This window comes from Granulicatella sp. HMSC31F03 (assembly GCF_001807725.1).
In the GTDB taxonomy this organism is placed as follows: domain Bacteria; phylum Bacillota; class Bacilli; order Lactobacillales; family Aerococcaceae; genus Granulicatella; species Granulicatella adiacens.
On sequence record NZ_KV790847.1, the window covers coordinates 1 to 23,440 of the forward strand.

The 23,440-nt window shown below is 34.3% G+C and carries 22 protein-coding genes and 2 pseudogenes; 23 read left to right on the forward strand and 1 reads right to left on the reverse strand.

Annotated features, from left to right (window positions below; all coding sequences use genetic code 11):
• From HMPREF3106_RS09515 to HMPREF3106_RS09750, 3 genes and pseudogenes are all read left to right on the forward strand, one after another.
• Window positions 1–1,604: glycoside hydrolase family 19 protein (locus tag HMPREF3106_RS09515; protein ID WP_210384820.1), on the forward strand; the 1,604-nt coding region annotated here is incomplete at its 5' end.
• A gap of 597 nt (window positions 1,605–2,201) precedes the next feature.
• Window positions 2,202–2,273 (forward strand): annotated as a pseudogene (locus tag HMPREF3106_RS09745) (hypothetical protein); the annotation flags it as partial.
• A gap of 83 nt (window positions 2,274–2,356) precedes the next feature.
• Window positions 2,357–2,434, forward strand: a pseudogene (locus HMPREF3106_RS09750) (hypothetical protein); the annotation flags it as partial.
• Window positions 2,435–2,636: 202 nt separating this feature from the next.
• On the opposite strand, the gene HMPREF3106_RS09520 reads toward HMPREF3106_RS09750, so the two are convergent.
• Window positions 2,637–2,774, reverse strand: a complete 138-nt coding sequence (locus tag HMPREF3106_RS09520; RefSeq protein ID WP_168160685.1) for a hypothetical protein — start codon at window positions 2,772–2,774, stop codon at window positions 2,637–2,639.
• 136 nt (window positions 2,775–2,910) lie between these two features.
• Here HMPREF3106_RS09520 and HMPREF3106_RS02285 point away from each other — a divergent pair, with 136 nt between their 5' ends.
• The 20 genes from HMPREF3106_RS02285 to HMPREF3106_RS02380 all read left to right on the forward strand — a co-directional run bounded on the left by HMPREF3106_RS02285 (window position 2,911) and on the right by HMPREF3106_RS02380 (window position 23,438).
• Window positions 2,911–4,509, forward strand: coding sequence for an ATP-binding cassette domain-containing protein (locus HMPREF3106_RS02285; protein ID WP_070444206.1), 1,599 nt, complete (start codon window positions 2,911–2,913; stop codon window positions 4,507–4,509).
• Window positions 4,510–4,630: 121 nt separating this feature from the next.
• Window positions 4,631–6,352 carry a septation ring formation regulator EzrA gene (locus tag HMPREF3106_RS02290; protein ID WP_070444208.1) on the forward strand — a complete coding sequence of 574 codons (1,722 nt, stop codon included), beginning with the start codon at window positions 4,631–4,633 and terminating at the stop codon, window positions 6,350–6,352.
• 154 nt (window positions 6,353–6,506) lie between these two features.
• Window positions 6,507–7,199, forward strand: a complete 693-nt coding sequence (locus HMPREF3106_RS02295) for a cytochrome c biogenesis CcdA family protein (protein WP_070444210.1) — start codon at window positions 6,507–6,509, stop codon at window positions 7,197–7,199.
• An 18-nt stretch (window positions 7,200–7,217) separates the two neighbouring features.
• Complete coding sequence (locus tag HMPREF3106_RS02300; RefSeq protein WP_083281581.1) at window positions 7,218–7,829, forward strand: redoxin family protein; 612 nt, start codon at window positions 7,218–7,220, stop codon at window positions 7,827–7,829.
• Window positions 7,830–7,845: 16 nt separating this feature from the next.
• Entirely contained in the window at window positions 7,846–8,961 is a 1,116-nt protein-coding gene (gene msrB, locus HMPREF3106_RS02305; protein WP_070444215.1) for a peptide-methionine (R)-S-oxide reductase MsrB, read from the forward strand.
• A 123-nt stretch (window positions 8,962–9,084) separates the two neighbouring features.
• The gene (locus tag HMPREF3106_RS02310; RefSeq protein WP_070444217.1) at window positions 9,085–9,831 is read left to right on the forward strand and encodes a response regulator transcription factor; all 747 of its coding nucleotides are present in this window, start codon (window positions 9,085–9,087) and stop codon (window positions 9,829–9,831) included.
• Complete coding sequence (locus tag HMPREF3106_RS02315; protein ID WP_070444219.1) at window positions 9,828–11,504, forward strand: cache domain-containing sensor histidine kinase; 1,677 nt, start codon at window positions 9,828–9,830, stop codon at window positions 11,502–11,504. Before HMPREF3106_RS02310 ends, HMPREF3106_RS02315 begins: the two co-directional genes overlap by 4 nt.
• 281 nt (window positions 11,505–11,785) lie before the next feature.
• Window positions 11,786–14,428, forward strand: coding sequence for an alanine--tRNA ligase (gene alaS / locus HMPREF3106_RS02320; RefSeq protein ID WP_070444221.1), 2,643 nt, complete (start codon window positions 11,786–11,788; stop codon window positions 14,426–14,428).
• Between the two features lie 168 nt (window positions 14,429–14,596).
• Entirely contained in the window at window positions 14,597–14,863 is a 267-nt protein-coding gene (locus HMPREF3106_RS02325; protein WP_005605102.1) for an IreB family regulatory phosphoprotein, read from the forward strand.
• 1 nt (window position 14,864) lies between these two features.
• The gene (gene ruvX / locus HMPREF3106_RS02330; RefSeq protein WP_049554702.1) at window positions 14,865–15,290 is read left to right on the forward strand and encodes a Holliday junction resolvase RuvX; all 426 of its coding nucleotides are present in this window, start codon (window positions 14,865–14,867) and stop codon (window positions 15,288–15,290) included.
• Between the two features lie 17 nt (window positions 15,291–15,307).
• Window positions 15,308–15,637: a DUF1292 domain-containing protein gene (locus HMPREF3106_RS02335; RefSeq protein WP_005605104.1), complete on the forward strand. Its 330-nt coding sequence runs from the start codon at window positions 15,308–15,310 to the stop codon at window positions 15,635–15,637.
• Window positions 15,638–15,761: 124 nt separating this feature from the next.
• Complete coding sequence (locus tag HMPREF3106_RS02340; RefSeq protein ID WP_070444223.1) at window positions 15,762–16,655, forward strand: helix-turn-helix transcriptional regulator; 894 nt, start codon at window positions 15,762–15,764, stop codon at window positions 16,653–16,655.
• 60 nt (window positions 16,656–16,715) lie between these two features.
• On the forward strand, window positions 16,716–17,321 hold the full coding sequence (locus HMPREF3106_RS02345; protein ID WP_070444225.1) for a GyrI-like domain-containing protein: 606 nt from the start codon (window positions 16,716–16,718) through the stop codon (window positions 17,319–17,321).
• A 184-nt stretch (window positions 17,322–17,505) separates the two neighbouring features.
• Entirely contained in the window at window positions 17,506–18,648 is a 1,143-nt protein-coding gene (gene mltG, locus HMPREF3106_RS02350; RefSeq protein WP_049554700.1) for an endolytic transglycosylase MltG, read from the forward strand.
• Between the two features lie 4 nt (window positions 18,649–18,652).
• Window positions 18,653–19,285: a uridine kinase gene (gene udk, locus HMPREF3106_RS02355; protein WP_070444227.1), complete on the forward strand. Its 633-nt coding sequence runs from the start codon at window positions 18,653–18,655 to the stop codon at window positions 19,283–19,285.
• 171 nt (window positions 19,286–19,456) lie between these two features.
• Window positions 19,457–19,936, forward strand: a complete 480-nt coding sequence (gene greA, locus HMPREF3106_RS02360) for a transcription elongation factor GreA (protein WP_049554698.1) — start codon at window positions 19,457–19,459, stop codon at window positions 19,934–19,936.
• 137 nt (window positions 19,937–20,073) lie between these two features.
• Window positions 20,074–20,808: a cell wall-active antibiotics response protein LiaF gene (liaF, locus tag HMPREF3106_RS02365; protein ID WP_070444229.1), complete on the forward strand. Its 735-nt coding sequence runs from the start codon at window positions 20,074–20,076 to the stop codon at window positions 20,806–20,808.
• On the forward strand, window positions 20,805–21,872 hold the full coding sequence (locus HMPREF3106_RS02370; protein WP_070444231.1) for a sensor histidine kinase: 1,068 nt from the start codon (window positions 20,805–20,807) through the stop codon (window positions 21,870–21,872). Before liaF ends, HMPREF3106_RS02370 begins: the two co-directional genes overlap by 4 nt.
• Window positions 21,865–22,500: a response regulator transcription factor gene (locus HMPREF3106_RS02375; protein WP_070444233.1), complete on the forward strand. Its 636-nt coding sequence runs from the start codon at window positions 21,865–21,867 to the stop codon at window positions 22,498–22,500. The genes HMPREF3106_RS02370 and HMPREF3106_RS02375 overlap by 8 nt, the downstream gene beginning before the upstream one ends.
• A 260-nt stretch (window positions 22,501–22,760) precedes the next feature.
• Entirely contained in the window at window positions 22,761–23,438 is a 678-nt protein-coding gene (locus HMPREF3106_RS02380) for an N-acetylmannosamine-6-phosphate 2-epimerase (RefSeq protein ID WP_070444235.1), read from the forward strand.
• The last annotated feature ends 2 nt before the right edge of the window (window positions 23,439–23,440 follow it).

A 23,440-nucleotide genomic window follows, 5' to 3' on the forward strand; every position in this document is an offset into this window, starting at 1 on the left:
AACGCTTGAACAGTATTAGCAATCCTAACTTGATTCAAGTAGGACAAGTGCTGACGATTCAAGGTAGTGCTTATGGGGAGTCAACATACAATCCATCTGATAACTTGCCTCTAAATGAGGAAGGATTCTTTGTAACCGAAAATGACTTACGAAAAATTGGATGGACAAATGTATCGAGTTCGATGCTTCTTGACTTGAATAGCTGCTTACGTCGCTTCCAAATTAATACTGTTAATCGGATTCGCCACTTCATTAGTCAATGCAGTCATGAATCTGGTGGAGGTGTCTATACAAGAGAGATTGCCAGTGGGGAAGCCTATAATGGACGAAGTGATCTTGGAAATATTTATCCTGGTGATGGACCTAAGTTCAAAGGTGGAGGTTATATTCAGTTGACTGGTCGATATAACTACCAACAATTTGCAAACTACATGGGTGACCAACAAATTGTCCAACAAGGGGTAAACTATGTGGCAAGTAAGTATCCATGGACCAGTGCAGGATTTTGGTGGCACAGAAATAATATGAATGCCTTATGCGATGAGGGAGCAAGTGTCGATAGAATCACACTTAGGGTGAATGGGGGTTACAATGGGTTAGCTGACCGCAAATACTGGTATAACCGTTGTGTACAAGTGATTACAGCTACTAGTATTGAAGCGAATAATCCGTCAACTAATTATGGGACATCTTCTTCAGATTCAAAACCAACAGCCTATACGTATTCATTACCGCCAAAACCAAATACTAGTGGCTATGACTCAATATTTGAAGTTATCAGCTTGGTAAGGGAGTTAGAGGATGCGTATGTTGCATTTAGTCAAATGTTAGGAGAATCGGAAGTGCAAATGAAGTCTAGTATTGCAAGAGAGTGTTTGGGATATCTTGGTAAATATTACCTAAATCAAAATTCTTGGAAGTTATCGGTAGCATTACCGAAAGAAATGTTTTATACATTTGTTTATAAAAACTATCCGGCACTTTCAAGTAAGTTAAGTAAATATATTGACGCTAATCGAGTTGAAGTGAAAGATAGCATTGGCGGATTAAATGATTTTGCACATCTATCAGTTACTGCATATGCCTATCTTATCACCCCTTTAGTTCCAAAATTCTGGACAGGATGGGGAGGGGATTTAGCAACTGGAATGGCTGATGTTCATAATTATATGAGCAAGCATAGTCACTTAAGTCTTAAGAAAGTTTCAGATGCAGTGATTGGTGCGCATGAATCTGCTCCGTCTACTTATATCAAGCTAGATAATGGAGTGAATTGTAACTATACAGATTTGTGTGACGATGCTGATGCCATTGGTATTACACGATTATTGCGTACTAAGAGGCCTAGTACACATATTCTAAGTGAGACAATGATTAAATATTATAGTAATCTCACTAAAAAAGAACGTTACATGCAGTATCAAAATGATGGATTGGATTACTCTGATTTAAATACTCTTTCAAATTCAATTTATAAAAAAATGACAGGAGCATTTGAACGTATTTCTTTTGGATTACTTAATTTGACAGGAGGAGCGAATGAAGCAGAACAATGGCAAGCATGTCTATCATTTGCCAACTATCTGTTACACTGCATTAAGTAATAACTGAAAATAATCGAAGCTAATTGAAAGAAAATTAGCTTCGATTAATTTTTTATAAAATATAAACCGAGAGAGAAAATTAGAGTTTGCCAAGCTGGGATTAATAGATATTCTAAGAATATACTATATGATTCAAAAGAACCAAAGTAATGTTGCTGAAAGTATAGCATCATAAATGTGATTGTAGAAATAAACATGAACGAGAGTAAAATTTTTACGGTGGAAATTTGTTTATTAATGGAAATTAGTGGGAATAGTGGTAGTAAGTATATTCCACTGAAAATGAAAAAAAGAATTATGAAGTTCGATTCTGAAGTCATAATATTATAATTATCAGGTTTAGGGGGATCCACTACTAAAGCTATAAACGATAATATTATCCAAAAAAAATGATATGCAACACAATAACTAACAAATTCTTTTATAGAGTGTATTTTTTTCATAGATATTGTTCTCCTATACAATTTTTAAAGTAATTATACCGCTATCATCACTGATTATCTACTGTATTTAAGAAAATTTAATGGATCTCTTGACTATTCAGTTGATGGATAAAAAGTTGCCAATGAAGTATTACAAGGGGGATGGGGGAATGGGAATGAACGAATTGAACTTCGAACTAATGCAGGTTATGACGCTCAAAAATCCAGAATATCGTTAATCGATTAGTGTTAGGATAATATGATGAATGTATTGTCAATATTGATGAAATTGCACAAGAGTTTATCTAAGGTGAATGAGGTAATGGAGATGAGCGAAAAGTAAGACTAGAAAATTCAGGGGATAATTATCAAGCATTCCAAGATAGAGTTAACGAATTACTAGGGTAATTATTGTATAGAGCCTACTACAGAAATTGTCTGTGTTGGTTTAAAAAATTTTCCTCCTGCTTGCTACTAAGCTAGCTATTATATGGAAAAGAAAATTGTGAACATACGAGAGGTTTATATAATTTCGATTGAAATAAAGTTCACAGAAAAAAACTTAGAACAAATAAATAATATTTGTTCTAAGTTTAATCTATTTAAAATATCATTTAACTGGTATTGGATCTGCATTACAGCTACTAGCTCCACAAGATGTACAGCTACTATCCTCACTGTTTACATTAATATTACGGCTTGAGTCTAACTCAAGTTTTTGTAAATCTAACAGTTGTCTATTTTCCATGAATATCACCTCCTAATATATTGATTTTTTTCACAAATGGCCTATACTGAAATTAATAATAAATATGAACTGTCGATGAGAGTATAAGAATAACGCATAAATTTGATTAGAATCTTTTTTGTTGGGAAGTGAAATGATGGATTATATGAAGAAAATTTTGGAGTGGTTACCACGCAAATACTTAGTACTTATTGCTATTGGTATGTCTTTAACAGCTTTAGACGGTATTATTATTCCTTCCTTTATTTCAGGCTTAATAGATGTTTCATCCACTCAAAAAGTTGAGGATTTAGTAAAAATTTCAATTATAGGTGTTCTTAGTTATTCACTTATTCGATTTGGATTATTTATATGGGAAGATTCTCAACAAAGGATGATAAAACAATTAACATTAACGCTTAAAGAAAAAATCATTACAGCATTCTTTTACGGAAAGTTTAACCAACAGGAAGTAGAGTCAATAGTGCTTAGTGAATTAAAACTATTAGAAGAACAGGGCATCAAGTCTGTCATGGGATTTTTCTATTGCCTCGTTTTTGCGTTGGTTACCTTGTTGTATGTATCTGCTATAGATTTAAAATTAGCAGCGCTCTTTATTACGTTATCGTTCTTACCGATATTAGTCCCAAAATTATTTGCTAAATCAATTCGAAAGCACTCAAAGAGATGGGCTGAAGTGAACCAATTAAGTATCTTGCAACAACAAGAATATTTGAAAAGTAAGCCAATTATTAAAAACTTTTTTGTAGAAAAAATCTTCTTGAATAAGTTGATGGGAACATTGAATCAAACAGAAGAAGCCTATTTTCAAATGAATCATGTACGATTTACATCGAAGTTATTAGCAAACTTACTTTCAGGATTAAGTTCATTTGTGCCGTTAGCTATTGGGGTATATCTAGTTATTATTGGTGAGACTAAATTAGCCACAGTTATTGCAATTTATTTAGCTAGCGATCGTATTGTTAGCCCTTTACTCAATGCAATCGATTATTATCAAAGATTTAATTCAATCATTCCTGTAATCGAAAGAGTAGAAAAGTATACAGAGTTTGAATGTGATAATTCTGAAAGTAAATCTAGTATTAGTACCGTATTTCCGATTGAGTTACAACAGTGTAATGTTCAAATTGAAAAAATGACTATATTAGACAAAATTGATTTAGAAATTAATGAGAATGATAGGGTACTGATTATGGGACCATCAGGCTCTGGAAAATCTACACTCTTGGAATTAATATATGGACTCTATGTATCTAAAGATGGAGTTCAAAAGTATAATGGAATTCAGAGACAATTAGTTTCAGGAGATGATTTAAAGAAACACATTGGATTCTTTACTCAGGAATCAAGGATTTTCTATGAGTCGTTAAAATTTAATATTTCTCTGGGAGAAGAGTATTCGGATAGTGAAGTTACCTCTGTTATTCAAAAAGTAGGGCTAGGTTACTTAGTCGAAAGAATAGGGCTACATAATGCAGAATTAAATCTTGATGAATCACTTTCTGGAGGAGAAAAAGCTAGAATCTGTCTAGCACGTCTATTACTTAGAAAATACCAATTGATGTTATTAGATGAGTTTTCATCTGCTATTGATGAGGATACAACGATGATGATTAGAGAACTTCTTAAAAAGAATAATATTCCATTTGTAGAGATAGCGCATAGAGTACCAAAAGATATCGACTTGTACAATAAACGCTATACTTTGGAGTCTGGTCGATTAATACACTAATCATTTATAAAAAAATCCCTTTGAAACCTTGAAGTTTTTGCTAAATCGCTATAAAACATGCTATACTACTAATGATATTATGTGTGAAAACTGTAAATTATTCATTTTTGGAGGCTAAAGCATGGGATTTATAATCTTTCTAGTGCTGATTGTAGTACTGGGTGCTGCAGTATATGGAACAGCAATCTATTTAACAAGAAAACAAAATAAAGTGATTGAGGAATTATCTGAGAAAAAAGATAAGTTAATGGCAGTGCCAATTGCGGATACTTTCTATACTTTGAAGAATCTAAATCTAACAGGTCAAACAAAGAGAACTTACGAAACATGGCAAGCGACTTGGCAAACAATCACACGTTTTAGATTTCCTGAAATTGAAGCTGCTCTAGTAAGTGCAGAACAATATATTCAAAAATTAAACTTCTTTAAGGGGAGACAAGTTACTCAACAAGCTGAGAACTTAATTGAAGAAACAAAAGCGGAAGTTGATAAAATTTATTCAGCATTACAAAAATTATTAGATAGTGAGAAGCAAAATAGAGCTGAGTTAGATTTATTACAAGAACGCTATGCTTCAATGAGAAAAGATTTATTAGCACATAGCTTTTCATTTGGAGAAGCCTTAGAGACTTTAGAAAAACGTTTGGCATACTTAGAGTTAGACTTCGCGAAGTTTAATACTTTAACAAACGAAGGAGATCACTTAGAAGCTAAGGAAGTACTTGGACGTATTGAGAAAGAGATGAAAGAATTTGAATCCATCGTGGAACAAGTTCCTCAACTCTTAAAAGAAATCGATACTGTCTATAATGAGCAAGTGGAAGATTTAAAACAAGGCTACAAGAGAATGGTTGAAGAGCATTATCAATTCTCGAAGATTTCTATTCCTGATGAAATTGAGAGCATTGAAAAAACGATTCAAGTGGCCCGTAACCATATTGCTGCTACAGAATTAGAGGAAGCTCGTCAACAATTAGATAAAGTGGCTCGTGAAATCGACCAACTTTACGATGTGATGGAAGCGGAAATTGAAGCACGTGAATTTGTATACCGAAACAAAGCGCAAGTTGAAAAACGATTGAACCAAGTATTACAAAGCAACCGTTATGTGAATATCGAGGTTGATCGTGTATCACAAAATTATATTTTATCGAATAATGAGTTTGTTCGTGTTCAAGAATTTGCTGAACAATTAGAAAAAGAACAAGAAGCTATTCAATACTACAGCAAGGCGATGGAAAATCATCAAGTGCCTTACTCAGTTGTTAAAGAACATTACGAACTCGTCCTTGATAAATTAAATAGTATTGATGAAGATCAAACGGATTTAGTAAATACTTTATCTGATTTACGTAGCCAAGAAAAAGCAATTCGTGACGGATTAGATGTCTTCGAATTAGACTTACGTAATATGAAACGTACGATTGAGAAATACCACTTACCAGGTCTTCCAAAAGAATACTTAGAATTGTTCTTTGCAACAAGCAATCGTATTGAGCAATTATGGCAAAAGATGAATCGTGTGAAGTTAGATATGAGTGAAATTAATGCTGCAAATAATGTGATTGAAGAGGATGTTGAAAAATTAGATATCCTTACAGAGCAAATTGTGGACAACGCTCAATTAACGGAGTATATGATACAACATGCCAACCGTTATCGTTTATCACATCCTGAAATCGAAACTGCAATTGGTCGTGCACTTGACCTATTCAACCACACATTCAAATACGATGAATCATTACAAATTATTGAGTCAGCGTTAGAACAAGTAGAACCAGGTGCTGGTAACCGTGTCCGTCAAAACTATCAATCAGAAAAGAATAATAGTTTATTCTTCTAATAGATAAATGATTAAGCCACGTGAGTGAAAGCTCACGTGGCTTTTTTGTATTTTTTTGAATCATCGTATCATAATCAAGTTTTATGTGTGGAAAATCTATATTTTTAATATTCTTCCAGAAGTATACTAAAGTTACAAATGAAGGAGGGATTTTATGGATTTTGTATTATGGGGGAGCGTATTTTTAGCAGGCTTATTCTCGTTTTTTTCTCCATGCGTGCTACCTCTGTTTCCAGTCTATTTTGGTGTTTTAATGAGTGAACAGGACGGACCTCGCCTGAAGATTGGGAGATTAGAGATATATTGGAAGCCAATGATTCGCACAGTCATCTTTATTGCTGGCATTTCAACAGTCTTTTTCTTCTTAGGATTTGCGGCAACTGCATTAGGAAGTCTGATTTACAATCCTTGGTTTAATATCACACTGGGAGTCGTGATTGTGCTATTAGGCTTGCACCAAATGGAACTGTTCCATCTACTATTTTTACAAAAACAAAAAACAGTTCAGTTTGAAGTGAAAGATAAAAAATCGCTATGGAGTAGTTACTTATTAGGACTCAGTTTCAGCTTCGGATGGACACCTTGTGTGGGACCAGTACTAAGTGCCGTCTTAACGCTTATTTCCACTCAACAAGCCAGTATCACCTATGGGATTTTCTTACTTTGCTTATATATATTAGGTTTGGCCATTCCGTTTTTAATCTTATCAGCTGCTTCAACCGTAGCGTTTAAATGGTTCAACCTTGCGAAAAAACGATTATTATTACTTAAAAAAATCGGAGGACTCGTGATTGTTATTATGGGAGCATCAATTATCTTTTCTCAACTGTCACAAGTTTTCCATTAAAAATTAGGAGGAATGAAAATGAAAACAAAATTGATGATTGCATTATTTAGTACATTGCTTTTAGGAGCTTGTCAAAATTCACAAATGGGTATGGATACAAAAGACATGAAAGAAACCACTGAAATGATGAGCTCTATGAGTGGTGAAAAAATGGATAAAATGGATAACATGAGTTCAAAAGATGAAAAAATGGACAAAAAGATGGGAGAAATGGACGATATGACACAGTCTACCTTTACAACATTAGATGGGAAAGAAGTTTCACTAGCAGATTATAAAGGGAAAAAAGTTTATTTGAAGTTTTGGGCTTCATGGTGCCCAATCTGTTTAGCTGGACTTGCTGATATCAATCAATTAGCGGACATGCCTCCTAAATATGCAGTCGTTCTGACTGTTATTGCACCAGGTGTGAATCGTGAAAAAAATTTAGACGACTTTAAAGAATGGTTTTCTGGGTTGGAGTATAAAACACTTCCAGTTTTAGTAGATAATAATGGCCAGTTTTTAAAAAAATTAGGAATCGTTGGGTACCCATCTTCAGCTTTTATTGATGCAAATGGAAAAGTGGTAAGAGTTCAACCAGGTCACGTAACGAATGAAGATATCGTGAAGACTTTAGAAACACTCTAGAAAAGGAGAAAGCAGAATGGATAAAAAACTAATGATTTCAGTCTTTGCCTTCATTATTTTATTAGCGGGAGCTTTGTATTTTGGTAAAGGCAATACAGTAGTCAGTTCTTCTGAATCAGAATCGATTTCAAAAAAGGTCACGAATCTGATTGAAAAAGAAGAAAACAAATCCAATACCAAAAAGGAGGCAACAAATATGAAAGAAATTTATTTGGCAGGAGGCTGTTTTTGGGGGCTTGAGGAATATTTTTCAAGAATTAATGGGGTAATTGATGTTGTTAGTGGTTACGCCAATGGGAATGTAGAAACAACCAATTATCAACTTATTCATAGTACAGACCATGCTGAGACAATTCATGTAACTTATGATGCGGATAAAGTTTCCCTAAGAGAATTATTATTATATTACTTTAGAGTGATTGATCCTTTTTCAGTGAATAAACAAGGAAATGATGTAGGCCGCCAATATCGTACAGGAATTTATTATACAGATGAAGCCGATAGTAAGATTATACAGGAGGTCATGAAAGAAAAGGAAGAACAATTAGGAAAAAAATTAGCAGTTGAAACGGAAAAACTACGCCATTTCGTAGTTGCTGAAGACTACCATCAAGATTACTTAAAGAAACATCCAAATGGATATTGTCACATTGATGTGAAAAAAGCAAATGATCCAGTTATTGATGCGAATATGTATCCACTTCGTGATGAGGAGACTTTAAAGAAAACATTGACAAAGGAACAATATGCTGTAACTAGAGAAAATCGTACAGAATTAGCATTTTCAAATCAATATTGGAATAATCATGAAAAAGGAATCTATGTAGATGTAGCGACAGGAGAACCGCTATTTTCTTCACGAGACAAATTTGATTCTGGATGTGGATGGCCAAGTTTCACGAAACCAATCTCTTCAGAAGTAGTTACTTATCATGAAGATAATAGTTTTAATATGAAACGAGTTGAGGTAAGAAGTCGTATTGCAAATTCTCATTTAGGCCACGTGTTTGAAGATGGCCCTAGTGATAAAGGCGGACTACGATTCTGTATTAATAGTGCTTCCATTAAGTTTATTCCTCTGGATGAAATGGATTCTAAAGGATATGGTTATTTGAAAGACTTTGTTAAATAGAAATAGATGCTTTAGAGGAGAGGGGTTAATGATGGGAATTTCTCTCTTTTAAAGCATTTTTTTATGCAAAACTCACTCGAAAAAGTTAGATGAAAGAGTATAATGGAAACAGGAGGGGATTTTATGTATTCAATCTTGATTGTAGAAGATGAACCGGTTATCCGAAAAGGGATTGCTTCTCTTGTTGATTTTGAAAGTTTGGGGATATCAAGCGTTCTAGAGGCCGAAAATGGGGAACAGGCGATAGCAATGATTCAAGAGCTGGCGCCAGATATTTTGCTGACGGATATTAATATGCCAAAAATGGATGGAATTACTTTGGCTCAATTAGCAAGAGCTGAATTTCCACAATTAAGAATTATCTTTTTAACAGGATATGATTATGTGGATTACTTGCTATCAGCAGTTAAATTAGGGGTCGATGATTATATTCTAAAGCCTGTTACCAAAACAGAAATTGAATCCTTGCTTATAAAAGTTGTCTCAAAATTGAATGAAGAAGAAAAACAAAGAAGACTATTAGAATTAGCCAGTAAGAATAGTAGTCAATCTGAATCTGTTCACTTTGAAAAATTGATTTTAGAGCAATTATCTAATCCAGAATTATCTCTAGTAGAACTGGCAAAACAATTAGGATTTAGTTCGAATTATTTAAGTATGCTTATAAAGAAAGAACTTGGTAAGTCTTTCCAAGAATATGTAACAGAGCAGCGCATTCAAATGGCGAAAAGACTTTTATTATCTACCGATATGAAAATTTATGAGATAGCAGAAGCCGTAGGGATTGAAGATATGAATTATTTTTCCTACCGATTCAAATCAATAGTGGGAGTTACTCCAAAAAAATTTAGAAACGGAGCTAATATATGAGGAAAAAGTCTTTAGCAACACGTTTATTTGGATATCTGAGTTTAATGCTATGTGTACTTGTAGTCATCATTGGTAGCTTCTATTGGGTTCAAAGTAGTAAACTGTTTCATAGAGAAGTGGAAGATCATACGATTCATGAGATAGATACGAGTGCAAAATATATTGAGCAATATGTTAGTAATTTAAAATCAACCTCAATAGCATTAGCCCAATCAAAAGAAATTCAAACCTATGCCCAAAACGACCATACAAACAACAAGGATGCAATTCATCAGTTGTTTGATACTATTTTGAAGAGTCATCCAGACTTTAGAGCCATCCTGTTTGTGACAAAGGATGGTAGAATTTTAAAGACTGGCATGGACGAAGAGATGGTAACATCTACAGATATGATGGCGCAAGGATGGTATAAAGAAGCTATCCTAAAATCAAACACGCCTATTATCAAATCGACGAAGAATAATAGTAATCAAGTGGTTATTTCTATTAGTCAGGAAATAAAAGGAGAAGATGGACAACATCTTGGTGTGATTCGTTTAGATGTAGATTATCAAGAATTAGAAAAGTATGTTAAAGAACTTTCTTTAGGAACAAATGGATATGCTTTTGTCATTGAAAAAGATGGCACAATTATTTATCATCCGGATTCTGAAGTGTTCGAGTCGGTAGAAAAACAAATGTCCGTTCAAGATATCTCCAATAGTCCGATGGATTCGATGGTTTCTGAAGATTACTTCGTTCATAAGAGTACCATTGGAAACGGTGATTGGGTCTTAGTTGGGGTAAGCTCGTTTAGTAGTTTTAAAGAGACGTCGTTCAAATTGCTTGCGATTGTGAGTGCTGTTGGGATTGTTAGTTTAATGATTTGTATGTTTGGAATTTATGCTCTGATACGTTATCAACTGCTTCCTGTAAAACAATTAGGCCAGGTCATGAAGAAAGTTGAAGAGGGAGACACTACGATTCGAGCACAGGAGAACGGTGCGCAAGAATTCCAAGTGTTGGCTGCTAGTTTCAATCAAATGTTAGAGAAAATTGAAAAACTCATGCAGGATGAAAAAGAACAAGAAGCACTGACCAGAGTTTATGAATTAAAGGCATTAACGAGTCAAATTAATCCGCATTTTCTATATAATACTTTGGAGACTATTATTTGGATGGCTGAATTTCAAGACCATAAAAAAGTAGTAGAAATTACAAAAGCACTCTCTAATTATTTTAGACTTTCGCTGAATGCGGGAAATGAATTAGTAACATTACAACAAGAAATAGAGCATGTACGACAATATTTATTTATTCAAAAGGAAAGATATGGCGATAAGTTAAATTATCGAATCGATTTTTCAGAAGAAATTCCTCCGATTATGATTCCAAAAATTGTTATTCAACCTCTCGTAGAAAATGCAATCTATCATGGAATTAAAGAAATCGATAGACTAGGGCAAATTGATATTACACTTCTAAAGATTGATGAATGGATTGAAATTTGCATTGCCGATAATGGCGTCGGAATGAGTGGAAAAGAAACTTCATCAAAACAGCTTGGTGGTATTGGAATTAAGAATGTCACTGAACGATTGAAACTATTTTTTGGGGAAGCATTTACGATGACGATTGACTCAAAACCAAATGAGTATACAAAGGTTTATTTACGCATTCCGATAAAAAGGTAACAAGACTTGCAATAGTTGACAAAACAAGGCGCTTTTCGTATACTTCTAAAGGTAAGCAGTCGGATTGAGATTTTACCTATTAGAGAGGCTTGTCTGGTGAAAATAGCCATCAAAATCGTGCTCCCGATTGAAAACTTTGTAGAAATACAAACGCCCTTCCAGCGTTATCGGAATTAGAGATGAATGAACAGCTGTTTCATTGTAAGCAAGGTGGTACCGCGGTAGGACGCCCTTGCAGCAATGGAGCAGTTTTTTTATTTACAAAAAGAAGGAGAATGAAGATGAAAAAATTATCAAGTAGCGAAATTCGTCAAATGTACCTTGATTTCTTCCAAGAAAAAGGACATAAGGTGCATCCAAGTGCGAGCTTAATTCCTGTAAATGATCCAACATTATTATGGATTAACTCAGGGGTTGCCACTCTTAAAAAATACTTCGATGGAACAGAAACACCAGAAGTTCCACGTATTACCAATGCTCAAAAGAGTATTCGTACAAACGATATTGAAAACGTAGGACACACAGCTCGTCACCATACATTATTCGAAATGATGGGGAACTTCTCAATCGGGGATTACTTCAAAGAAGAAGTGATTCCATGGGCATGGGAATTCTTAACAAGCGAAAAATGGCTAGGACTTGATCCAGACCGCCTATACGTAACTTATTATCCAAAAGATCCAGAAACAAAAGCATTGTGGATGGATAAAGTAGGTCTTCCTGAAGATCACATCATTCCAGTAGAAGATAACTTCTGGGATATCGGTGCAGGTCCATGTGGTCCGGATACTGAGATTTTCTACGACCGTGGAGAAAAATATAATAACTTAGCAGAAGATGATCCAGAAAACTATCCTGGTGGAGAAAACGAACGTTACTTAGAAATTTGGAACTTAGTATTCTCTCAATTCAACCATATGCCAGACGGAACTTATCCACCATTACCACATAAGAACGTCGATACGGGGATGGGTCTTGAACGTGTCGTTTCTGTTATCCAAGACACACCAACAAACTTCGAAACAGACTTATTTATGCCAATTATTAAGCAATTAGAAAGCTTAAGCGCTGGTAAGAAATACAATGAGTCTAAAGAAACGGATGTATCATTTAAAGTGATTGCCGACCACATTCGTGCGGTAAGCTTTGCGATTGGCGATGGTGCGCTTCCTTCAAACGAAGGTCGTGGATATATCATTCGTCGTTTAATCCGTCGTTCTGTAATGCATGGACAACGTTTAGGGATTCAAGGTTCATTCTTAACAAAATTAGTTCCAACAGTGGCTCAAATTATGCATAGCTACTATCCAGAAGTCACTGAAAATATGGAATTCATCCAAAAAGTGATTGCGAACGAAGAGGATCGTTTCCAAGAAACTATTCACGACGGTTTAGCAATCTTAGAAACTATTTTTGCCGATATGAAAGCTTCTAATGAAACAACTCTTTCTGGCGAAAATGCGTTCAAACTATATGATACTTACGGATTCCCATATGAATTAACATTAGAATACGCTAGCGACAATGGGTTCACAGTCGATGAAGAAGGATTCCAAGCAGAAATGCAAGCGCAAAAAGACCGTGCGCGTGCTGCTCGTAATACAGAAACATCAATGAATGTACAATCTGCAGTATTACGTGAAATCACTGTAGAAAGTGAATTCGTTGGATATGCTTCAACAACAGAAGAAGGTGTATTAAAAGCCATCGTTGTGGATGATGAATTAGTAGAATCTGCACATAAAGATGCACATGTTCAATTAGTATTCGACCGCACACCTTTCTATGCTGAAATGGGTGGACAATTAGCAGATCACGGTACAATTCAAGATGCTAACGGTACCGTTGTAGCTAATGTTCTACAAGTGAAGAAAGCTCCTAATGGACAACCATTACACACTGTAGAAGTGTTAGGCGACTTACAAGTAAATGCAACTTACACATTAGTGGTTGATGCTTCTGAACGTGCAAAAATCATCAAAAACCATACAGCAACTCACTTATTACACCAAGCATTAAAAGATGTTTTAGGAACTCATGCAAACCAAGCAGGTTCTCTTGTAACTCCAACTGGTTTACGTTTCGACTTCAGTCACTTTGGACAAGTAACTGCTGAAGAATTAGCTGAAATGGAACGTATCGTAAACGAAAAAATCTGGGCTGGTTTAGAAGTAGTGACTGTTGAAACAACACTAGAAGATGCGAAGAGCCGTGGGGCAATGGCACTCTTTGGTGAAAAATATGGCAACTTAGTTCGTATGGTCAACATTGGCGATTGGTCAATCGAACTTTGTGGTGGTATCCATGTAGCGAACACTCAAGAAATCGGATTATTCAAGATTGTTTCTGAATCTGGTATCGGTGCTGGCGTTCGTCGTATCGAGGCTGTCACAAGTAAAGAAGCTTTTGACTTATTAAGCCATCACGAAAACCTATTAAAACAAGTGGCTGCTGAAGTCAAAGCAATCCAATTAGATACAGTTGTAGAACGTGTGGCTACTTTGGGTCAAGAATTGAAAGAAGCCAATGGTGAAATTGCGAAACTGAAAGCTAAAATCATGAAAGCTGAAGTCGCAGATGTCTTCAACAATGTAGAAGAGGTGAACGGAACTTCATTCATTACCGTTTCTCTAGAAAATAAAGAAATGGATGAATTACGTCAATTAGCAGATACTTGGAGACAAAAAGGTGCGAGCGATATCTTCGTAGTAGGTACTGCTTCTGCGGATAAAGCCAATCTTTTAGTAGCCGTATCTAAAGATGCTAATGCAAAAGGATTAAAAGCAGGCGATATCATTAAGGCGATTGCTCCAGCTATCCAAGGTGGAGGCGGAGGCCGTCCTGATATGGCTCAAGCAGGTGGTAAGAACCCTGCAGGTATTCCACAAGCATTCGAATTGCTTAAAGAATATTTAGCTAAATAAGACCAAAATTAGGAAACCTTCCTTAAGCTCATGAACGAGTTTTAAGGAAGGTTTTTATTGTGAAAGCAAAGGAAAGGCTTTCTAAAAGTTTAAGAATCGGTAAGTATCGATTGTAGTTTTGCTGAAAATCTTGTAATATAAGTATATATATTGAAATGAGGTGTCAGTATGAGTTCAATAGATGAAACAGTCCTATTTAAGTTTAATGAAAAGGATGAAAAAAGCGTTCAAGAAACTTTAACTATCGTGTATGATGCGTTGAATGAAAAAGGATATAGTTCAATCAATCAAATTGTAGGATATTTATTGTCTGGGGATCCAGCGTATATTCCTAGACATAAAGATGCGCGAAATTTAATCCGTCGTCACGAAAGAGATGAGATTTTGGAAGAACTCATTAGACATTATATTCGTTCTACAGGAAGAGATGCCTAATATGAGATTGATGGGCTTAGATGTCGGAAGTAAAACTGTGGGCGTCGCCGTTAGTGATTTAATGGGGTGGACTGCTCAAGGAGTTGAAACGATTCCGATAAATGAAAATGCTTCTGAATTTGGCTTTAAACGTGTTGTCGAGTTAGTGGAAGAGTATGGCGTTGAAAAAATCGTCATTGGTCTACCAAAGAACATGAATAATACGGAAGGGCCAAGAGTAGAGGCTTCTCGAAGATATGGAGCAAGTCTAGAGAAAAGACTCCAAATTCCCATTGTTTTTCATGATGAGCGCCTTACTACGATGCAAGCTGAAAGGATGCTTGTAGAAGAAGGAAATGTTTCAAGAAAAAAAAGAAAACAAGTCATTGATATGCTCGCAGCAGTCATGATTTTACAAAACTATTTAGATTTAAATGGAAATCAATAAAAGAAAGAGGAAAGAAAATGACAGAACATTCACATCACGAACACGATCATGAACATGATCACTTAGAAGGACATGAAGGTCACGAACATATTACAATCGTTGACGAAGAAGGAAACGAAATTTTACACGAAGTATTATTTACTTTTGAATCAGAAGATTACAATAAATCATATGTTTTATGCTATCCAGCAGGAATTCCTGAAGGTGAAGAAGTAGAATTACAAGCATTCTCATATGTAGAAGCTGAAGATGGTACTGAAGGACAATTAAACCCAATCGAAACAGAAGCAGAATGGGATATGATTGAAGAAGTATTAAACACATTCTTAGCAGAAGAAGATTTATAATCACAAAAGACCAAGGGTAACCTTGGTCTTTTATTTTTTTAGAGGAATATAGTTTTATTTGTAAAACATGACAGAAGATGTCAACATTAAAAGAGTATAATCTATTAAGAGGTGAAGATAATGTATGAAAAATAATAGATTGTTTCGACTGCTATATTATGTTCTATCGAAAAGAAAAGTCACAGCATCACAGCTAGCGGACCATTTTGAAGTCTCAATTAGAACAATCTACCGAGATATTGATAATCTTAGTAGTGCGGGTATCCCTATTTACGCCACACAAGGGAAAGGGGGAGGCATTGAGATTTCTAGAGAGTTTATTTTGAATCAATCTTTGTTATCTCAAGAAGAAAAGGAACAAATAATGAATGCCTTACAAGGATTAGGGACAACTAGTGACTTATCTGACAAAAATCTTCTTATGAAATTGTCTGCCTTATTTAATATGGAGATGATCAATTGGATTGAGGTTGATTTTCAAGGATGGAATTCTACACATGACACAGCATTATTTCAAAATTTGAAGCTGGCGATTTTGAATAAAAATTTAATTTCATTCGACTATTTTAGCCATCTACAAGAAACTACAAGAATAGTCAAGCCAATTCGATTATGGTTTAAAAGTTTTAATTGGTATTTATATGCATTTTGTTTGTCTAGAAATAATTATAGATTATTTAAAGTATCCAGAATAAAAAATTTGGAGACTTTGAAAGAAAGATATGAGGATTCGTTTGAGGATTTTTCGTTGAATGAATTAAAAGTACCAAATAATATGATTTCTCTTCAGGTTAAATTTGATAAAAGAGTGGCATATCGCGTTTATGATGAAATAACTTCCGAGATCACTGTTGATGAGAATGGAGATTTATTGACAACTATTGAACTCCCAAATGATGAAAGAATGGTTAGTTACTTATTCTCCTATGGCTCAAATGTCGAGGTACTTCAACCAAAAGAAATACGCCTACAAATAAAGCAATTGATTCAAACAATTGGAGAAAAATATAAAACATGACATAGGTTGACAAGTATTCAATCGTATAATAAGAGTATCAAATAGAAAGGCGTGAGAAAAATGAAGTATGAATGGAGAAAACAAGAGAAAGAATTATACGGTGTAAAAACCAAAGCTGTTTTAGTTGATGTTCCAAAACAAAAGTTCATTACGATTAAAGGAAAAGGAAATCCAAATGAAGCAGATTTCTCAAATAGAATTTCCGCTTTATACTCAGTCGCTTATGGTATAAAGATGCTGTTTAAAAAAGCAGCATTGAATAATGAAATTAATGATTTTACCGTTTTTCCTTTAGAAGGTCTATGGCAAAAAGGAGAGAAGGTTGAATTTGATAAAAATGATTTAAGTTATATTTTAATGATTAAACAACCCACACTCATCACTGAAGAAATATTTTATCAAGCTTTGGAAATCGTAAAGCAAAAAAAGCCTAATGATTTATATGAAGAAATCGCCTTTAAAGAATTTGAAGAGGAAAAAGCGATTCAAATTTTACATTTAGGAAGTTTTGATGACGAACCTCAATCTTTTGAGAAGATGGATAAATTAGCTACAGAATTGCAATTAAAAAGAACGTCTAATGTGCATCGGGAAATCTATTTAACAAATAAAAACAGAACGAGCGAAGAAAAGCAAAAAACAATTTTAAGATATTCAGTAGAATAAATCCCCAAAAGGTAACAGTATGAATAGATACTGTTGCCTTTTATTGAATACAAAATAGCTTAAAATATTGTTATATGAACGTTCTAACTCCCTTTTGTAATTGAGTTTCTTCATTTTTTTATAATAATAGGGTATAATAACTACAACTATGGTTACCTTATGTGACTATCTTAGGAGGAAAACAATGTCTCAAAATGAACATAAAAAGCATTCCTTAATTTCCGAGACGGATTCTAAAAGAGATATCCGAAAGAAGGAAACGTCTATTATTAAAAAGATTATGAAGTACTTCATGATTGCACTTCTAGCAATTGTTCTAATTGGAGGAATCTTTACTTGGAACTACATTAATGGTGAAGTAAAACCTGTAGATAGTGAACAAACAGAATTGGTTGAATTTGAAATTAACCAAGGAGAATCTGTTAAAGATGTTGCAAATCATTTGAAGGAAAAAGAGTTTATTCGTAATTCAAAATTTTTTACGTTCTATTTAAAGTTTAAAAATATCGCAGGATTTAAGGCAGGAGCTTATCAAGTTTCAAAAAGCATGACTTTAGATGAAATTATTGAAGAGCTTTCGGGTAAAGGAAAAGAGAAAAACTTGAACGCAACGAAGGTTGTGATTCGAGAAGGAGAGCAACTGAGTGATATTTCTAAAGAAGTTGCAAAATCAACGAAATACTCAGCTGAAGATTTTATGGCTAAAGTTCAGGATAGTGGTTTTATTGAATTGTTAGTTCAAAAGTATCCTAAATTATTAACTCAGTCATACAATTCATATAATGTGAAGTATGTTCTAGAAGGATTTCTTTTCCCAGCAACTTATGATATGAACGATAATAAAACACTTCAAATGTTAATTACTGAAATGGTTGCCAAAACAGATGAAGTGTTATCAAAATATTACTCCCAAATTGAAGCGAGTCCTTATACTTTACAACAAATTATGGCTTTAGCTTCTTTAATCGAAAAAGAAGGGGTTAAACTTGAGGATCGTAAGAAAATCGCTAGTGTCTTCTATAACCGTCTTGAAAAAGGCATGATGCTTCAAACAGACGTTGCTGTGCAATATGCTTTAGGAGAACATAAAGAAGCACTATCATTGAAAGATTTAGAAGTGGATTCTCCATATAACTTATACCAAAATTACGGTGTAGGGCCAGGACCTTATAATAGTCCAAGTGAGGATTCTATTGTTGCCGCACTGGAACCTGAAAAAACGGATTATTTATACTTTGTAGCGGATATTCATACGAAAGAAATTTATTTTGCGAAAACGTATGAAGAACATTTAGAATTAAAAGCTAAATATGTGGATAAGGAGTAAGGTCATGGAAAAGAGAAAGCCAATTGTTATTGGAGTTACTGGTGGCTCAGGAAGTGGGAAAACAAGTGTTAGTCGAAAAATTTTGGAGAATTTCCCGGAATTAACCATCGTAAAAATTGATCAAGATTACTATTATAAAGACCAAAGTCATATGCCGTTTGAAGAACGTTTAAAAACGAACTATGACCACCCATTTGCTTTTGATACAGATTTATTAATTGAACATATGAATAGATTAATCAATTTTGAATCGATTGAAGAACCCGTATATGATTACGAAAATCACACAAGAAGCGATAAAACAATTCATCAAGAACCAAAAGATGTCATTCTCATTGAAGGAATTCTTATTCTTGAAGATAAACGTTTACGTGATTTGATGGACATCAAGGTATATGTAGATACAGATGATGATATTCGAATTATTCGTCGTATTAAACGAGACATGGTGGAACGTGGTAGAACACTAGATTCAATCATTCATCAGTATATGTCCGTTGTAAAACCAATGCATCATCAATTTATTGAACCTACTAAAAAATTTGCAGACATCATTATTCCTGAGGGTGGATCGAACACAGTTGCAATTGACTTAATGACCACAAAAATAGCTTCTATTTTAAGAGAATTAGCTTAATTTTTGGACCTTTGAACTTGTTTCAAAGGTCTTTTCTATACAAAAAATTCACTAAAGTTTCTTAAAATCATATAAAAATAATGAATAGGGCTTGCAATCTTCACTATAAAATGTTAAAGTTTTAGCATTGTAGATTGAGATAATCTAAAAAACAATATAGGGGAGAGTCGTATGACTGAAAAAGTATTTCCAATGACGCTTGAAGGAAAAGCAAAACTTGAGGCGGAATTAGAAGAATTAAAAGTCGTTAAACGTAAAGAAATTGTAGAGCGAATTAAAATTGCTCGTAGTTACGGTGACTTATCAGAAAACTCTGAATATGAATCAGCTAAAGATGAACAAGCTTTTGTTGAAGGTCGTATTTCAACATTAGAAAAAATGATTCGTTTTGCTGAAATAATTGACGATAACAATGTTGAAAAAGATGTTGTATCATTAGGTAGAAAAGTTACGTTTATCGAATTACCAGATGGAGATGAAGAAACATACACGATTGTTGGTAGTGCAGAAGCAAACCCAATTGAAGGTAAGATTTCAAATGATTCTCCAATTGCCAAAGGAATTATTGGTAAAAAATTAAATGAAGAAGTAGTCATTCCAACACCAGGTGGAGAAATGAAAATCAGAATTATTGATATTCAATCTGCTTAATTCATAATAATGTAAAAAGCTAGGAGACTTCCTAGCTTTTTTGTATATCATTCTTTAGACTGATGGTCTTGAAATGATTTCGTGATAGGATTGTATGTGAGAAGATGATATACTAATACCTATATGGAGGTGAGAAGATGAAAAATATTAAAAAGATGCTCATTGTATTGTTACTAGGAACAATGATTTCAGCCATTGAAATTACTACTAGAATGGGCTTATTTATCATCTTTGCACTTGGAGTTGCTACTATCGTAAGTAGTTTGGTTCTTTTTAAAAATGTAAAATTTATGAAAAATATGGGTTTATGTTTTGGTAGTTTGTTTATGATATTGCCTTTACTATCTACTGCCGGAATTTGGTTAGGTATGATAGCAGCATTACTCATATTATTATTTAGTCATGATAGCTCGTCTTTTTCTGTGGTAACGACTATTTTTCAAAGAAAGGATCAACAAGAATATATTTTCGTGAATTCTAGAGAAGAAGAGATTGATTCGGAGAAAATTAAACGATTCGATTGGATAGGATCTCAAATCATTGGAAATGAGCCTTATGAATGGAACGATATCAACGCTGGACAATTAGTTGGAGATACCATTATTGATTTAGGAAATACGATTCTTCCAGCAAAAGAAAACGTAATTGTGATACGAAAAGGGTTTGGACGAGTTCGAATTTTGGTTCCGTATGGAGTCGGTGTCATGATTCACCATCATAGTTTCGCTGGAGAATTAGAGTTTGAAAAGCAATCTTATACCCTAAGCAATGAGTCGATTCAACTATACAGTAAAGATTATCAAAGAGCTAGTAAGCGAATTAAAATCTATACGACGATTGTAGCTGGAAAAATTGAGGTGATTGAAGCATGAAGCAACGAATCCTCAAAAGCTGGCTTCTATTTTCAGCTCTTTATAGTATTGTCAGTACAGTATTCATATTTCTATTTAGAAAATGGTTTAATTTTGATCACTTAGAAGAGATTAGTTTTCAGGAAACTCTAGGGACTATCACATTATTTCTTTTAATACTTCTATTTTTAGCATTAGTTTCTGCAATTATCTTATATGGATTAAATCGGCAGGCAGAAAGAAAAATTACAGAGCAGCTGTTAATGATTCAAAAAGCTCAATTTCAGTTGGTCAAAGATAAAGATGAATCTAATTGGTTGAATGAAGCAACCATTCTAGATTTAAAGGCGTTCTATGCTCAGTCAATGGCGATTTCGAATCAGATTGAAACGGTATCTCTAGAATTGCAAGAAATTGGTAGAAAACCGCAGTATGTTGGAGAAGAGACGAAAGAACAAGTCATTGAACAAGAAAGAAGACGTATTGCTAGAGAATTACATGACTCTGTGAGCCAGCAATTATTTGCTGCAATGATGATGATTTCAGCGTTGAATGAAAGAAAGCAACATTTTGATGAAAAAGAACAAAAACAACTAGCCATGATCGAACATGTTCTTTCTCAAGCTCAGTCTGAAATGCGCGCATTATTACTACACCTTCGACCAATTTCGTTAGAAAATAAATCCTTAAAATCCGGAATCGAAGGTTTATTAGTCGAATTACAAACGAAAGTGCAAATGAAAATTCATTGGGATATAGAAGATGTTATTCTACCAGAAGGGGTTGAAGATCATCTCTTTAGAATTGCTCAGGAATTGCTTTCGAATACGCTAAGACATTCTCATGCGAAACATTTAGAGGTTTACTTAAGACAGAAAGACTCAAATGTAATCTTTAAAATCGAAGACGATGGTATCGGATTTAATGTAGAGGACATCCATCCTGGTAGTTATGGAATTAATAATATGAAAGAAAGAGTACAAGGACTCGGTGGACAAGTGAAGATTGTAAGTTTCCCAAATCAAGGGACAACAATAGAAATCAAAATTCCGCTTGGTCGTCATTTGGAGGGAAATTATGATTAATGTTTTATTAGTAGATGACCATGAAATGGTGCGATTAGGCGTGTCTTCGTATTTATCAATGCAGGATGATATCGATGTTGTTGCTGAAGCAAAGAATGGTCGAGAAGGTGTAGAGAAGGCTTTATCTTATAAACCGGACATCATCCTAATGGATTTAGTTATGCCTGAGATGGATGGGATTGAAGCGACAAAAGAAATTCTACGTCAATGGCCAGAAGCAAAAATCATCATTTTAACCAGTTTCATTGATGATGAGAAAGTCTTTCCAGCCATCAATGCGGGTGCCAAAAGTTATATTTTAAAAACTTCTTCGGCCTCTCAAATTGCTAAAGCTATTCGTGATACTTATCAAGGGGACGGCGTATTTGAACCTCAAGTGACTGATAAATTAGTGAATAGAATCCAAATGAAGCAACAACATTTCCCTCATGATGATTTGACTCAACGTGAATTGGAAGTTCTTCTTCTAATTGCACAAGGAAAATCAAATCAAGAAATTGCTGATGAATTATTTATTACTTTAAAAACGGTAAAAACTCATGTTTCAAATATTTTATCCAAATTGGAAGTAGAAGACAGAACGCAAGCAACGATTTATGCATTCAAGCACCAGTTAATAAAAATGTAGGCATAGTTACTGTCATTAATTATGAATGAATATGAATCATAAGAAGAATCAAAACGAAAAAGATGTATGGAATTTTCCATGCATCTTTTTTATTGTAGTGTCTTTGATTTGGAATGAAAGTAATTTCGAAAAATGGATAAAGAAACAAATGATGGAGACAGTTTTTGAAACTACTTACTAAAAAAACAAGGTATATTGAAAATGTTTTCTTTGACTAGTATACTAATAAATATGAAAGGGTTTTAAAAAGGAGGCTGTTTATGAGAATACATGGTCAATTAATTGTATCATGCCAAGCATTGCCGCATGAACCATTGCATAGTGATTATATTATGGCTCGTATGGCAGTTGCTGCAAAGGAAGGAGGAGCAAAGGGAATTCGTGCCAACTCAGTAGTCGATATAAAAGCAATCAAAGAAGCTGTAGATTTACCAGTTATTGGAATTATTAAACGAGATTATAACGATTCAGATGTTTTTATTACGGCTACGATGAAGGAAGTAGATGAACTTATGACGGTTCAACCAGAAATTATTGCACTGGATGCGACTTCATCTACTCGTCCAAATGGACAGTCGTTGGACGAATTTTATAAGAAAATTAGAGAAAAATATCCTAATCAATTATTGATGGCGGATTGTTCTACAGTAGAAGAAATGATTCACGCTGATGAACTCGGTTTTGATTTTATCGGAAGTACTTTAGTGGGATATACGAAACAAAGTAAGGGAGATAAAATTGAAGCGAATGATTTTGAAATTTTAAGAACTGTTTTGAAACAAATCAAACATCCTTTAATTGCAGAGGGAAATATTGATACACCGGATAAGGTGAAAAGAGTGCTAGAGTTGGGCGCTTATAGTGTAGTTGTAGGTTCTGCGATTACGCGTCCACAACTCATTACAAAAAAATTTGTTGATGCTATTCATCAACACTAGGA

Excerpts from the sequence above, each read along its gene's own strand:
- HMPREF3106_RS09520 (WP_168160685.1), bottom strand. The coding sequence starts at position 2,774 with ATGGAAAATAGACAACTGTTAGATTTACAAAAACTTGAGTTAGACTCA.
- HMPREF3106_RS02285 (WP_070444206.1), top strand. The coding sequence starts at position 2,911 with ATGGATTATATGAAGAAAATTTTGGAGTGGTTACCACGCAAATACTTA.
- HMPREF3106_RS02290 (WP_070444208.1), top strand. The coding sequence starts at position 4,631 with ATGGGATTTATAATCTTTCTAGTGCTGATTGTAGTACTGGGTGCTGCA.
- HMPREF3106_RS02295 (WP_070444210.1), top strand. The coding sequence starts at position 6,507 with ATGGATTTTGTATTATGGGGGAGCGTATTTTTAGCAGGCTTATTCTCG.
- HMPREF3106_RS02300 (WP_083281581.1), top strand. The coding sequence starts at position 7,218 with ATGAAAACAAAATTGATGATTGCATTATTTAGTACATTGCTTTTAGGA.
- msrB (WP_070444215.1), top strand. The coding sequence starts at position 7,846 with ATGGATAAAAAACTAATGATTTCAGTCTTTGCCTTCATTATTTTATTA.
- HMPREF3106_RS02310 (WP_070444217.1), top strand. The coding sequence starts at position 9,085 with ATGTATTCAATCTTGATTGTAGAAGATGAACCGGTTATCCGAAAAGGG.
- HMPREF3106_RS02315 (WP_070444219.1), top strand. The coding sequence starts at position 9,828 with ATGAGGAAAAAGTCTTTAGCAACACGTTTATTTGGATATCTGAGTTTA.
- alaS (WP_070444221.1), top strand. The coding sequence starts at position 11,786 with ATGAAAAAATTATCAAGTAGCGAAATTCGTCAAATGTACCTTGATTTC.
- HMPREF3106_RS02325 (WP_005605102.1), top strand. The coding sequence starts at position 14,597 with ATGAGTTCAATAGATGAAACAGTCCTATTTAAGTTTAATGAAAAGGAT.
- ruvX (WP_049554702.1), top strand. The coding sequence starts at position 14,865 with ATGAGATTGATGGGCTTAGATGTCGGAAGTAAAACTGTGGGCGTCGCC.
- HMPREF3106_RS02335 (WP_005605104.1), top strand. The coding sequence starts at position 15,308 with ATGACAGAACATTCACATCACGAACACGATCATGAACATGATCACTTA.
- HMPREF3106_RS02340 (WP_070444223.1), top strand. The coding sequence starts at position 15,762 with ATGAAAAATAATAGATTGTTTCGACTGCTATATTATGTTCTATCGAAA.
- HMPREF3106_RS02345 (WP_070444225.1), top strand. The coding sequence starts at position 16,716 with ATGAAGTATGAATGGAGAAAACAAGAGAAAGAATTATACGGTGTAAAA.
- mltG (WP_049554700.1), top strand. The coding sequence starts at position 17,506 with ATGTCTCAAAATGAACATAAAAAGCATTCCTTAATTTCCGAGACGGAT.
- udk (WP_070444227.1), top strand. The coding sequence starts at position 18,653 with ATGGAAAAGAGAAAGCCAATTGTTATTGGAGTTACTGGTGGCTCAGGA.
- greA (WP_049554698.1), top strand. The coding sequence starts at position 19,457 with ATGACTGAAAAAGTATTTCCAATGACGCTTGAAGGAAAAGCAAAACTT.
- liaF (WP_070444229.1), top strand. The coding sequence starts at position 20,074 with ATGAAAAATATTAAAAAGATGCTCATTGTATTGTTACTAGGAACAATG.
- HMPREF3106_RS02370 (WP_070444231.1), top strand. The coding sequence starts at position 20,805 with ATGAAGCAACGAATCCTCAAAAGCTGGCTTCTATTTTCAGCTCTTTAT.
- HMPREF3106_RS02375 (WP_070444233.1), top strand. The coding sequence starts at position 21,865 with ATGATTAATGTTTTATTAGTAGATGACCATGAAATGGTGCGATTAGGC.
- HMPREF3106_RS02380 (WP_070444235.1), top strand. The coding sequence starts at position 22,761 with ATGAGAATACATGGTCAATTAATTGTATCATGCCAAGCATTGCCGCAT.